The sequence below is a fragment of the Klebsiella michiganensis genome, from assembly GCA_000963575.1.
GTDB lineage: Bacteria > Pseudomonadota > Gammaproteobacteria > Enterobacterales > Enterobacteriaceae > Cedecea > Cedecea michiganensis_A.
Window position 1 is genome coordinate 931,295 of the sequence record CP011077.1, and the last position, 12,728, is coordinate 944,022.

Below are 12,728 nucleotides of genomic sequence, written 5' to 3' on the forward strand. Positions count from 1 at the left end.
AACGATATTTTGCTGAGATAAAAACAGAGATAGCGCCCGATGAGGCGCTATCTCTTTTGCTATTTAACGCGTGGGTTAAGCGATTAAATTTTATGGAATTTATAGTTTAACCAGACCATGCCTTCTTCCAGTTTCTCAACGGACAACAGCTCAAGCGCCTGGCCCGCAGCCGGGAGATCGCCCGGTTTGCCGTGGAATTCAAAGATGGACGGCATGCCGGAAAGCCCGTCTACGCCAGGGTAAATCAGCAGGCTCAGGGCATCGAGCAGACCCGCTTTCAGGAAGGTACCGTTGATGGTGCCGCCGCCTTCAAGACGCAGTTTTTTGAAGCCAAAATCACGGCCTAAAATCTCCATCGCCCCGGCTATATCCTGGCCTTCGGCACCGCTAAACAGATACGACACGTTGCATTCGCGCAGGTGGGCGAGGTAGCGGTCAGACACCTTTTCACCCAGTATGGCAATAAAGTCATACTCGCTGTTGGGCTGGTATTTCACCTTTCCGCGCGGGTCGGTGACGATGAAAATTCGCTTCCCGCGACGCGGGGCATGAAACGTTTTTGCGGCTTCGGTTGGCGCTTCGTCGCCGTGTTCGAACGTTTCAAGAGACAGAAATTCCTGCAGCGTTACGCGGCCGAGAATAGTGGCCTCGCCGCCGACCTGTTCAGCCACCTTGAAATAGATATCCAGCACCTCTTCCGCCGACTTCCCGTTAAAGGGTTTGCTATAGCGGGTGGTATCCAGGCGACCATCGACGGTGGATTCCATATGGACGACAATTTGTGGTTTCATCATTCAGCCCTTAATTTCACAAAAATGGCGCGCGCCGCATCGGTGTTCAGACGTTAAACTCCGGCATTGCGCAGATTAAATCCCCTCGGCACTAGCAGATATTGCCTTTCATAGCTCATTTACCGGGTGGTTTTACTGAGGCTTATCCTAGCCCTGAGGCGTAGGTATGTAATGCTGGATGCTATCGCATTATTGCCTAATACTCGCATTGTCTTAAAATAGCGATGGGCGGATTTCACCAGGGGAAGATATGGAACAGCGTTATGCCGAGTTAAGAGAGAGGCTGCTTCGCCTTCTGCCGGGCACGCAGAAAACCGCGACGGCGATAGGCGGGCTGGGACTTATTCGCCGTGACAGGCCGGTGCGGGATGAAAGCTGTATTTACCAGCCGATGATCGAATTTATCATTCAGGGGCAGCGAAAAACGGTTATCGGTAACCAGCACCTTGAATATGGCGTGGGCCAGTTTATGGTGGCGGGGGTGGATACGCCCTGCCTGCTGAGCGACGTCAAAACCGACGCTGATGAGCCTTTTCTGTGCGTGAATCTGGAGCTGGATCTCGCGCTGATTACCGAACTGGCCGTCGAGCTTGAGGTTGGCGGTGTACCGGACAGCGGCGACCATAAAGGCATCTGTATTACCCCTTGCACGCCGGACCTGGTCGATGCTTTGCGACGGCTGCTTCAACTGCTGGAGCGCCCCGGTCATATTCCTTTTCTGGCGCCTTTGTTTATCCGTGAAATGCATTTTTATCTTCTCGCTGGTCCTCTGGGAGAGTATCTGCGAGCGCTTGCAACGGAAGGCAGTCACAGTCAGCGTATTGCGCAGGCCGTACACTGGCTGCGCGGCAACTATCTTGAACCGTTGAAAATCGAGTGGCTGGCCGACTGTGCCCATATGTCGGTGTCCACCTTTCACCGGCATTTTCGAAAGGTCACCTCCTTCAGCCCGCTGCAATATCAAAAACGTCTGCGTTTATACGAAGCGCAGCGTCTCATGCTGGCTGAGCACCTGGATGCCACCACCGCAGCTTTTCAGGTGGGCTATGAAAGCACCTCGCAGTTTAACCGGGAGTACAAGCGCGAGTTCGGCTCCCCGCCGCTGCGTGATATAGAGCGAATGCGTGCCGGCGGCATTGATTGACCTTGCGGCATTATTCTATTGAATTGATATTTGTTATGTTATAACGTTTCTTTTTTCGTGTAAGGAATACATAGAGGAACATTATGATTATGAAAAAATCGGCGTTTATTCTGGGCATGGGCGTGTTGCTGGCAAGCAATTCGGCGCTGGCGCACGGTCACCATCACGGCAAACCGCTCACGGAAGTGGAACAAAAGGCGAGCGAAGGGATCTTTGACGACGTTAACGTGAAAGATCGCTTGCTGTCTGACTGGGAAGGGATCTGGCAGTCGGTCAATCCCTTACTGTTAAGCGGGGACCTCGATCCGGTGCTGGAGAAAAAAGCCAAAAAAAGCGGCAAAAGTCTGGAGGAATATCGGGCGTATTATCAAAAAGGCTATGCGACAAATGTGGATACGATCGGGATTGAGAATAACGTGATCGAATTTCACGTCGGCAAAGAGGTACAAAGCTGCCACTATGACTACGCCGGGCATAAAATCCTGACCTACGCCTCGGGAAAGAAGGGCGTTCGCTACCTGTTTGAGTGCAAAGACGCCCAGTCCAAAGCGCCAAAGTTCGTGCAGTTTAGCGACCACATCATCGCCCCGCGTCAGTCGCAGCATTTCCATATTTTTATGGGCAATGACTCTCAGGCCACGCTTCTGAAAGAGATGGATAACTGGCCGACGTATTACCCGTACAACATGGACAAAGCGCAGGTTATCGATGAGATGCTGCACCACTAACTAAGCACAAGGGCGGCATATTTGCCGCCCTTTTCTTTAATGTTTAGAACAGGTAGCGAGTACCAATAGTGAACTCGCTGGAGGCCAGGCGAGCCTTCATCTGCTCATCCTTCAGGCCGCGCACGTTACCGAAGGTGTTATAGCCGCTTTCAACTTTCCCCATATCCACGTAGCGATAGCCCACGTCGAAACTCAGACGGTCGATGGGCGAGTAGCTGATGCCGGCGCCCAGCGAATAAGCGAGATTGTTTTGCGTGCTGTCGGCGTATTCCCGGGCGGCGTTGCCCTGCCAGCCACCGGCCTTCACTTTCGCAATGCCCACGCCAGCGGTGCCAAACAGCGACACGCCGTAGCCCAGACTGTAATCACGATAGACGTTCAGCATCAGCCGCTCGGTATTCAGCTTCAGGTGGTTCAGGCTGGTCGGGAAGGTGGTTGAGCCGCTGGTGAATTCAGTTTTCTGGCGGAAGGTGTATTCCCCTTCGGTACGCCAGCCGTTGCCGTACTGGTAGCCCGCCGCCAGTGAAGCGCCGCCGAGCCTGTCTTTCTCTTTGCCGCCAACAAACTGGCCGACGCCGGGACGACTGCTGGTGTCCTGGTCACTGGCACGCTGCTCGCTGTGTACGTATTTCGCCGAAGCGTAGTAGCCTTCATCGCCGGTGGCTGCGACGGCATGGCCTGCGCTCAGCAGCAGAAGCGCCAGCGTCAGTAAGCTTTTCTTGTGATTCATGTGTTGGCTCCTTGCCGCGTTAGCCCGCGTTCAGTTCTTTATCAATGCTTTTTAAGCCTGCCAGGGCACAGGCCTGATCCAGATGGCCACCCGGGGCGCCGCCGACGCCGACGGCCCCAATCACCTGTTCACCGGACTTCACCGGCACGCCGCCGGCCAGCAGCAGGAAGCCCGGAATATCACGCAGATTGGCCGCGCCCGCATTGGACTGGGAGCCTTTCATCACGTTGTCGGTTGGGTTTTTGGTGGTCAGCGAGGTGAAGGCCTTCATGCGGCTGGCTTCCACGGTGTGCGGCCCGGCGTTGTCCATGCGCTTCATGATAAGCGGCGTGCCGGCGCGATCGACCACGGTGACCGCCACGTTGTAGTTATCTTTGGCACAGGCCTGAAGGACGCTTTGCGCCAGCTTATCGGCGAGGTCGAGGGAGAGATTTTTCTGGCTCAGCACGCCGGTGGCGGCGCTGGCCGTTGAGACGATGCCACCCAGCAGCAGGGCGCTTAACAGAATACGTTTCATGATATTGCTCCAGAGTTGTTGGCTATGGGGCAATACTATGCAACGCAAGACTGGCAGGAAATTAGCGCGAACACCTAACTTTCCAGGTAGTTTTACTTAGTCTCTTTGGCGATGTCGCCGTAGGTTTTCAGTAGTTTCGGCAGGGAGTTGACTTCCAGCTTCGTGAAAATATTGGCGCGGTGAGCTTCCACGGTGCGCGGAGAGAGCGAGCACTGCCGCGCGATCTCTTTGCTGGAATAGCCCAGGATCAACTGCTCCAGCATCTCTTTCTCCCGCGCGGTGAGGGTGGCCAGTTTTTCCTGCAGTGGCTGCCATTGTTGCCGGGCTTCAACCTTCGCTTTCTGCTGCTCCATCGCGCTACCCACGACTTCGAACAACAGGTCGGCGTCTACCGGTTTGGTCAAGAATTCAAAGGCACCATTCTTAAACGCGCGGCGGCACAAATCGATGTTGCCGTGCCCGGTCATGATGATCACCGGCAGCGCCAGCCCTTGCTGTGTCCACTCCTCCAGCAGCGTTAGCCCGGTTTTCCCCGGCATACGGATATCGAGCAGCATACAGCCGTCGAGCTGGCTGAGATCGCCCGCACTTTGCTGAAACGACCGGGCGCTGTCAAAAGCCTGCGTTTGCCAGCCGACTGTGGCCAGCAGGAGGCTCAGCGAGTCGCGAATGGCGGCGTCATCGTCAATCAGCCAGATGCACGGGGGCATGATTACTCCTCATCCTTAAGCGGGAACCAAAGGCGGAAGCAGGCCCCGCCTCCGGGCGTGTTGCTGGCCTCAATGGTGCCGTTCAGGCGCTGTACCAGCGTGTCGGCGAGCGCCATCCCCAGCCCGACGCCCTGCGACCGGGTGGTAAAGAACGGGATAAATACCTGCTCCAGAGCAGCCTGAGAAAGCCCTGGCCCGCCGTCGGTCAGCGTCAGCGCGATGCCATTATTTTCTGGCCTCGCTTCAAGGTGTATCCAGCCGGTGCCTTCGGTTTGCGCCTGAATCGCGTTGCTGGCGATGTTATGCAGGATTTGCTCAACCCACAGCGGCGGAGCGGTGATCGGCTGCAGGTCGTCGGCAAAATGGCTGGTCACGCGGATTTTGCCGTTGCTCAGTTCGTTGTCCAGCAGTTTGCACACGCGCTGCCAGAGCGGCTGGAGAGCAACCCGCAGGTACTCGACGCGTTCGCTGGTGAGCTTCTGGCGGAATTGGCTGAGCAGGGCGTCGATGCGCTTTATCTGCAGCACAGAGGCGTCCAGCAGATCCGGTACCTGGGCCGGATTATCCTGTTTAATTAGCCGGCCCGCCGCCTGGTTATAGCTCATGATGGCGGTCAGCGGCTGGTTTAGCTCATGCATCATACCGGCCGCCAGTTCTCCCATCGTATTGAGGCGCGTCAGCTCGGCATAGCGGGCGCGCAGGTCGGCAATGTCCCTGCGGCGTTTGTTCGCCTGATATTGTGTTAGCCAATAGATAACCAGCGCCCAAAAGAGCGCCGGAGAAGCTATCAGCCACCAGGGCAGCGTTGCCCATTCCGGGCTGTCGCTGACCGAAACTAAAAACGGCTGCGTCGGGCTGGCCACCGTTTTATCCCACTGCCAGTAACTCGCGGTGCTGCTGCCCTGTTCGCAAAGGACGGTGTTATTCCACCTGATGCTGAGGTGTTGAAACGTCTTTTTCTCCCCCAGCGTGTCGAGCAGCGTCGGGATATCAATCAGCAGTGAGAGGTTAGGGCGGTTCAGCCAGTAGCGGCCGTTTGCTTCCGGCACAATCGCCATGCGAGGCTCAAGGTTGTTATGCCGCCGCCACAGGACAATCTGCGGCAGGATTTTCTGCACCTCATTGGCGTCCTGACTGGCCGGCAGCAGCGGGATAATGGCATCGTGCTGGGACAGTTTGACCGTGATTTCACGATAAAGAATGCGGAAGTCGGCGGACTTCTCTTCGTACTGTTGCTGTAAAAACCACGCGCCAAGCCCCGCGCAGCTAAGCAGCGTGAGCAGCAGCCAGCTGATTATCCTTAACATGCGAGGTCCTTTTATCGGCGACGGGTGAAAATGTGGGTTTCAGTATGGAGTAACTTTTAGGCAAAAAAAAGCGGGCACCGTAGCGCCCGCCTCAGTTCAGCTTGTAGAACAATCAGGGCTTGTTACAGCCCGCGCACTGTTTGTTCTGGATCTGCTGGAAGAAGTCGTTGCCTTTGTCATCCACCAGGATGAACGCCGGGAAGTCTTCCACTTCGATTTTCCAGATGGCTTCCATACCCAACTCAGGGTATTCCACCAGTTCAAGGCTCTTGATGCTGTTTTGCGCCAGCACCGCAGCCGGGCCGCCGATGCTGCCGAGGTAGAACCCACCGTGTTTGTGGCAGGCGTTGGTCACCTGCTGGCTGCGGTTGCCTTTGGCCAGCATTACCATGCTGCCGCCGTTAGCCTGCAGCTGATCCACATAGGAGTCCATACGGCCTGCGGTGGTTGGGCCCAGGGAGCCGGAAGCGTAACCTTCCGGGGTTTTAGCCGGGCCAGCGTAGTAGATCGGGTGATCTTTCACGTACTGCGGCAGTTCTTCCCCGTTATCGAGACGTTCTTTCAGCTTCGCGTGGGCGATGTCGCGCGCCACGATGATGGTGCCGCTGAGCGACAGGCGAGTGGACACCGGGAAGTCGGATAGCTGGGCAAGGATCTCTTTCATCGGGCGGTTCAGGTTCACTTTCACCGCTTCGCCTTCCCCGGCCTGGCGCAACGCTTCCGGGATGTATTTGCCCGGATTGCTTTCCAGCTTCTCAATCCAGATGCCGTCTTTGTTGATTTTGGCTTTGATGTTGCGGTCGGCGGAGCAGGAAACACCCATGCCGATTGGGCAGGATGCGCCGTGGCGCGGCAGGCGAACGACGCGGATATCGTGGGCGAAGTATTTACCGCCGAACTGCGCGCCCAGGCCGAGTTTCTGCGCTTCTTCCAGCAGTTCTTGCTCGAGCTGCACGTCACGGAATGCCTGGCCATGCTCGTTACCTTCGGTTGGCAGGCCGTCGTAGTAGTGAGTGGATGCCAGTTTCACGGTTTTCAGCGTTGATTCTGCGGAGGTGCCGCCAATCACAAACGCGACGTGGTACGGCGGGCAGGCCGCGGTGCCCAGGGTGCGCATTTTCTCAACCAGATAATTTTTCAGCTTCGCCGGGGTGATAAGCGCTTTGGTTTCCTGGTAGAGATAGGTCTTGTTGGCGGAGCCGCCGCCTTTGGCGACGCAAAGGAATTTGTACTCGTCGCCGTCCACGCTGTAGAGGTCAATCTGCGCCGGCAGGTTGGTGCCGGTGTTCACCTCTTTATACATATCCAGCGCGGCGTTCTGGGAGTAGCGCAGGTTGTCTTCGATGTAGGTGTTGTACACCCCCTGAGACAGCGCCGCCTCATCACCGCCGCCGGTCCAGACGCGCTGGCCTTTTTTGCCCATGATGATGGCGGTGCCGGTGTCCTGGCAGGTCGGCAGAATGCCTTTGGCCGAGATGTCTGAGTTACGCAGGAACTGCAGCGCGACGTATTTATCGTTCTCGCTGGCTTCCGGGTCGCTCAGGATGTCCGCCACCTGCTGCTGGTGCGCCGGGCGCAGCATAAACGCCGCATCGTGAAACGCCTGCTGAGCGAGCAGGGTCAGTGCCTGTGGCTCAACTTTAAGAATGGGCTGGCCTTCGAATTCACTGACGGAAACGTGGTCGCGGGTTAACAGGTAGTATTCGGTGTCGTCATGCGCCAGCGGGAAGGGGTTTTGGTAAACAAAAGGTTTGTTCGACATAGCTCGTTACTCCATAAAAATAAACCGCCGGAGGTTGCCCTCCAGCGGCTTTAAATCAGAACATCAGGGACATCCACGGATAACCAATCACCAGCAGCGCGACCAGGAACAGGCCGCCGAAGATGGTGCCCAGGCGCCAGTAATCTTTGGTTGGCAGGTAGCCGCTACCGTAGTAGATAGGGCTTGGGCCGGTACCGTACGGGGTGATGATGCCCATGATACCCAGCGAGGTCACCATCAGCAGACAGAACACTTCCATATTCATGCCCGGAATGGTGGAGGCGATGGTCAGCATCGCCGGCAGCAGCGCGGTGGTGTGCGCGGTGGTGCTCGCAAACAGGTAGTGCAGCAGGTAGAACGCCAGCAGCAGGACAATGGTCGCGGTGCCTGGGGCGATACCGGTCATCAGCGCGCCGCCTTCTTTACCCAGCCAGGAGATGAAGCCGGTAGAAGACAGGCCATCGGCCAGGGCAACCAGGGTGGCGAACCAGACGAAGGTGTTCCACGCGGCTTTGTTATTGGTGATGTCATTCCAGTTCAGGACGCCGGTCCACAGCATCAGGACGATAACCAGCAGGGCCGCAAGCGCAGGTTCAATCCAGCTTGCCGCGAAGATCCACATCACCAGCGCGGAGCAGACGAACACCAGCAGCAGGATTTCGTTGCGGGACAGTTTGCCCAGTTTTTCCAGTTCACGGCTTGCCCATTTAGGCACTTCGTCGTTCACTTTCACTTCAGGCGGATAGAGCCAGTAGGCCAGCAGCGGCATGGTCAGCAGTAACAGCAGGCCAAGCGGCAGGAAGGCGAGGAACCACATACCCCAGGAGATGTTGATCCCGACAATGCTTTTCACCAGCGCCAGAGCCAGCAGGTTAGGTGCCAGCGCAGAGAGGAACATTGAGCTGGTGATACAGGCTGCGGTAATAGCCACCCACATCAGGTAAGAACCAATTTTACGCGCGCTTGGATCGTTAGGTTTAGAGCCGTACAGCGGCGGCAGGTTAGCGATAATCGGGTAGATGGTCCCGCCGCTACGTGCGGTGTTGGACGGGGTAAACGGCGCCAGCAGCAGGTCGGCGAAGGCAATGGCGTAGCCCAGCGTCAGGCTGCGGCGGCCAAGGTATTTCACCAGAATCAGCGCCAGGCGGCGACCAAACTGGGTTTTATCGTAACCGGCAGCAAACATAAATGCGCCGAAGATAAGCCAGACGGTGGAGTTACCGAAGCCGCTGACCGCCCATTTAAAGGAGGCGCCCGCCAGCTTGAATTTCGGGTCGGCCATTTGCTCGGGACTGAACAGAAGCCACTGGCTGCCGAGCGAGATGACGACGATCCCGGTCAGGCCGATAACGGCGCCCGGCAGCGGTTCGAAGATAAGCCCTACGATGACGCCGACGAAGACAGCAAAGAAGTGCCAGGCGTACGGCGGCAGGCCGTCCGGGACCGGAACCAGCATAAGCAACAGTGCCACAATGATGGGCAGGGCCATCATCAGCCAACGTTTGTTGCTGCCTGCTTTTTTAGTGCTCTCTTTGAGCGGCGGTAGATTGGTGGTTATTACACTCATAATGACACCGTTATAAGGAGTTAAGGATTCTGTTTTTATTTCCGCTTACTTTAGTTTTTAAACTTTCTTTATTAATTAAATGTTGGTTTCTGGTTGCGGCGGAAATAACCATTCATCGCTTTTTATCTGCGGTGAATTAAATTCTTTGGATAATTATATATTGCGCTTTCGGGGTATATGACAATTGATCGGGATCAAAAAAACAGATTCTGTTTATTCTTTTCTTAAAAAATAATAGTTCGCATTTTATCAGGGTTATTTCCGGCAAAAAGTTATCAGTTTGATCATTAAAAATGCGGCCTTCAGGTCATTTTTGATGGTTGCTGCTGACTCGATTCCGCTCCGCGCAAGGCCTGGCGTGTGTTTGTGTTGTATATCGGCCAGGTAACTAAAATGTTATATTAATTTAATAAGCTGTTATCTTTTGTATTTTAATTAATAACACGTTATGAGTAATTGTGTTATTACGGTTCTTTAATAGTTTTTAAACTAACGTAAATAGTTTGGTAACTAAAAATAGTCTTATATTGTTGATATGCGAAATGGCCAATAACCAGAACGAAAATAGTGCCAGCAACCAAATTCTCAGTTTTAAATTTTAAAGTTTGGAGTCGACATTATGAGCACCGACAAACACATGTTAAGCCCATTTACTTTACCTAACGGTACGGCGTTAAAAAATCGCCTGCTAATGGCACCGATGACCACCTGCACCGGGTATTTTGATGGCACCGTGACCGAAGAGCTGGTGGAGTATTACCGCGTCCGTGCCGGGAGCATCGGCACCATCGTGGTGGAATGCTGCTTTATTGACGATTTGGGCCTCGCTTTCCCGGGCGCTATCGGGATAGACACCGACGAAAAAATTGCTGGCCTGGCGAAAATCGCCGCCGCGATTAAAGCTGAAGGCTCCAGAGCCCTGCTGCAGATTTACCACGGCGGCCGCATGGTTGACCCTAAACTTATCGGTGGCCGCACGCCGGTTGGCCCAAGCGCGCTGGCCGCACCGCGCGATGGCGCCGCAACGCCGAGTGGCCTGACCACAGAAGAAGTGGCAGGCATGGTCACTAAATTTGGTGACGCCGTTCGCCGTGCGATTCAGGCTGGTTTCGACGGCGTGGAAATCCACGGCGCCAACACCTACCTTATCCAGCAGTTCTACTCCCCGAACTCAAACCAGCGCGATGACGAATGGGGCGGCAGCCGCGATAACCGCGCTAAGTTCCCGCTCGCTGTCCTGGATATCACCCATCAGATGGTGCGCCAGTACGCCGACGATGCGTTTATCATCGGCTATCGCTTCTCCCCGGAAGAGCTTGAAGTCCCCGGCATTCGCTTCGACGACACCATGTACCTGCTGGAAAAACTGGCCGCGCGCGGTCTGGACTACCTGCACTTCTCCCTGGGCTACTCCCTGCGTCCGTCTATTAACGACACCACCGACCCGACGCCGCTTATCAACAAATATTGCGAAATGCGTTCCGACGCGCTGGCGCAGATCCCGGTGATGGGCGTGGGCGGTATCGTGAATGCCTCTGACGTGGAAACCGCGCTGGAGCACGGCTACGATCTGGTGGCCGTAGGCCGCGCCTGCATTGCCTACCCGGACTGGGCTGCCCGCATTGCCAACGGTGAAGTGCTGGATCTGTTTATCGACAGCACCAAACGCGAAGCGCTGACCATCCCTGAACCGCTGTGGCGCTTCTCGCTGGTCGAGGCGATGATCCGCGACATGAGTATGGGCGGTGCTTCTAAATTTAAACCTGGTATTTTCGAAGAAACCGTCAGCGACGATGTTAACCAACTGGTGATTAACGTCAGCCTCGATAGCGATCGCATCGCCGATATCGCCCTGGCTTCTGGCCCGCAGGACGACGTTGAATTCACCACTCATTTCGAAGAAATTCGTACCCGCATCCTGACCGCGAACTCGCCGTTTGTGGACGCCATTTCCGGCGCGACTTCCCAGAGCGAAGCGGTGAAAAAAGCTGTTTCTAAAGCGATGGTGAAATCCAGCAAACAGCAGGCATTTGAAGAAAGCGGCGGCGTTAGCGCGCCACAGAGCTACGATGTTGTTGTCGTTGGTAGCGGTGGTGCGGGCCTGGCGGCGGCGATTCAGGCCCATGACGAAGGTGCCAGCGTGCTCATCGTTGAGAAAATGCCGTCTATCGGCGGGAACACCGTTAAGGCGTCTGCCGGGATGAACGCGGCGGAAACCCGCTTCCAGCGCGTCAAAGGTATTTTCGACAGCAAAGAGCTGTTCTATGCCGAAACGCTGAAAGGCGGCTACAACAAAAACAACCCCGAGCTGCTGCATCGCTTTGTGGAAAATGCCCCGCAGGCGATTGAGTGGCTGGCGGATCGCGGCATCATGCTGAACGACATCACCACCACCGGCGGGATGAGCATTGACCGTACCCACCGTCCACGCGACGGATCGGCGGTTGGCGGCTACCTGATAAGCGGCCTGCTGCGTAACATCAACAAGCGCAGCATCGATGTACTGATGGAAACGGCGGTCACGGAAATCCTGTTTGACCAGGGCGCGGTCAGCGGCGTGGCGCTGCTGACGGATGAAAACGAAGCGCTGACCATCCACGCGAAAAGCGTGATTGTGGCGACCGGCGGCTTCAGCGCCAACAGCCAGATGGTGGTGAAATACCGTCCGGATCTGGAAGGATTTGTCACCACTAACCACAAAGGTGCAACGGGCGGCGGCATCGCGCTGCTGGAAAAACTGGGTGCCGGCACCGTGGATATGGGCGAAATTCAGATTCACCCAACCGTGGAGCAAACCACCTCGTACCTGATTTCCGAGTCCATTCGCGGCGGCGGCGCCATCCTTGTGAACCAAAAAGGCAGCCGCTTCTTCAACGAGATGGAAACCCGCGATAAAGTGTCGGCGCAGATTATCGCGCTGCCGGAGAAATACGCGTACATCGTGTTCGACGAGAACGTTCGCGCCAAAAACAAAGCGGCAGACGAGTATATCGCCAAAGGCTTTGTGGTCAGCGCCGAAGGTCCACGCGAACTGGCGGAGAAACTGGGGATGGATTACCACACCTTCCTCGCCACGCTTGAGCGTTACAACGGCTTCGTGGAAAATCAGTACGACGAAGATTTTGGTCGTAAAACCGCGCTGCGTAACCCGATTAAAGATGGCCCGTTCCACGCCATCCGTATTGCCCCAGGGGTGCACCACACCATGGGCGGCGTGACCATCAATGCCGAAACCGAAGTGCTGGATAAACAGCATCAGGTTATCCCTGGCGCATTCGCGGCGGGTGAGGTGGCCGGTGGTATTCACGGCGGTAACCGCATCGGCGGTAACGCAGTGGCGGATATTATTGTCTTTGGTACTCAGGCGGGCCATCAGGCGGCAAGCTGGGCAAAACGCTAACAGTCTCTCTACAGGCTATCTTATTTGCCATTTTGGCCCCGGGCTGTGCTCAAAATCCTCACGTACCGCGTG

At 55.8% G+C, this 12,728-nt stretch carries 10 protein-coding genes; 3 read left to right on the top strand and 7 right to left on the bottom strand.

All coding sequences use genetic code 11. The annotated features are described in order from the left end of the window. Positions 1-83 precede the first annotated feature (83 nt). Complete coding sequence (locus VW41_04365; GenBank protein AJZ91855.1) at positions 84-767, bottom strand: hypothetical protein; 684 nt, start codon at positions 765-767, stop codon at positions 84-86. Between the two features lie 274 nt (positions 768-1,041). Here VW41_04365 and VW41_04370 point away from each other — a divergent pair, with 274 nt between their 5' ends. Both VW41_04370 and VW41_04375 read left to right on the top strand, forming a co-directional pair. After that, complete coding sequence (locus VW41_04370; GenBank protein AJZ88326.1) at positions 1,042-1,935, top strand: hypothetical protein; 894 nt, start codon at positions 1,042-1,044, stop codon at positions 1,933-1,935. 83 nt (positions 1,936-2,018) lie between these two features. Further along, positions 2,019-2,663: a zinc/cadmium-binding protein gene (locus VW41_04375; GenBank protein ID AJZ88327.1), complete on the top strand. Its 645-nt coding sequence runs from the start codon at positions 2,019-2,021 to the stop codon at positions 2,661-2,663. A 43-nt stretch (positions 2,664-2,706) separates the two neighbouring features. On the opposite strand, the gene VW41_04380 is transcribed toward VW41_04375, so the two are convergent. From VW41_04380 to VW41_04405, 6 genes are all read right to left on the bottom strand, one after another. Continuing rightward, positions 2,707-3,393: a porin gene (locus tag VW41_04380; GenBank protein ID AJZ88328.1), complete on the bottom strand. Its 687-nt coding sequence runs from the start codon at positions 3,391-3,393 to the stop codon at positions 2,707-2,709. A 19-nt stretch (positions 3,394-3,412) separates the two neighbouring features. Further along, positions 3,413-3,910, bottom strand: coding sequence for a GlcG (locus VW41_04385; GenBank protein ID AJZ88329.1), 498 nt, complete (start codon positions 3,908-3,910; stop codon positions 3,413-3,415). A gap of 92 nt (positions 3,911-4,002) precedes the next feature. After that, entirely contained in the window at positions 4,003-4,620 is a 618-nt protein-coding gene (locus VW41_04390) for a LuxR family transcriptional regulator (GenBank protein AJZ88330.1), read from the bottom strand. A 2-nt stretch (positions 4,621-4,622) separates the two neighbouring features. Beyond that, positions 4,623-5,927, bottom strand: a complete 1,305-nt coding sequence (locus VW41_04395; GenBank protein ID AJZ88331.1) for a histidine kinase — start codon at positions 5,925-5,927, stop codon at positions 4,623-4,625. Between the two features lie 112 nt (positions 5,928-6,039). Beyond that, positions 6,040-7,689, bottom strand: a complete 1,650-nt coding sequence (locus VW41_04400) for a fumarate hydratase (protein AJZ88332.1) — start codon at positions 7,687-7,689, stop codon at positions 6,040-6,042. A gap of 55 nt (positions 7,690-7,744) precedes the next feature. Further along, positions 7,745-9,256: a citrate:succinate antiporter gene (locus VW41_04405; GenBank protein ID AJZ88333.1), complete on the bottom strand. Its 1,512-nt coding sequence runs from the start codon at positions 9,254-9,256 to the stop codon at positions 7,745-7,747. Between the two features lie 619 nt (positions 9,257-9,875). Between VW41_04405 and VW41_04410 the strand changes: the two genes are divergently transcribed. After that, the gene (locus tag VW41_04410; GenBank protein AJZ88334.1) at positions 9,876-12,656 is read left to right on the top strand and encodes an NADH:flavin oxidoreductase; all 2,781 of its coding nucleotides are present in this window, start codon (positions 9,876-9,878) and stop codon (positions 12,654-12,656) included. Positions 12,657-12,728: the final 72 nt, after the last annotated feature.

Coding starts and splice junctions, on each gene's coding strand:
- VW41_04405 (AJZ88333.1), bottom strand. CDS start 9,256: ATGAGTGTAATAACCACCAATCTACCGCCGCTCAAAGAGAGCACTAAA.
- VW41_04395 (AJZ88331.1), bottom strand. CDS start 5,927: ATGTTAAGGATAATCAGCTGGCTGCTGCTCACGCTGCTTAGCTGCGCG.
- VW41_04385 (AJZ88329.1), bottom strand. CDS start 3,910: ATGAAACGTATTCTGTTAAGCGCCCTGCTGCTGGGTGGCATCGTCTCA.
- VW41_04410 (AJZ88334.1), top strand. CDS start 9,876: ATGAGCACCGACAAACACATGTTAAGCCCATTTACTTTACCTAACGGT.
- VW41_04390 (AJZ88330.1), bottom strand. CDS start 4,620: ATGCCCCCGTGCATCTGGCTGATTGACGATGACGCCGCCATTCGCGAC.
- VW41_04370 (AJZ88326.1), top strand. CDS start 1,042: ATGGAACAGCGTTATGCCGAGTTAAGAGAGAGGCTGCTTCGCCTTCTG.
- VW41_04400 (AJZ88332.1), bottom strand. CDS start 7,689: ATGTCGAACAAACCTTTTGTTTACCAAAACCCCTTCCCGCTGGCGCAT.
- VW41_04380 (AJZ88328.1), bottom strand. CDS start 3,393: ATGAATCACAAGAAAAGCTTACTGACGCTGGCGCTTCTGCTGCTGAGC.
- VW41_04375 (AJZ88327.1), top strand. CDS start 2,019: ATGATTATGAAAAAATCGGCGTTTATTCTGGGCATGGGCGTGTTGCTG.
- VW41_04365 (AJZ91855.1), bottom strand. CDS start 767: ATGGAATCCACCGTCGATGGTCGCCTGGATACCACCCGCTATAGCAAA.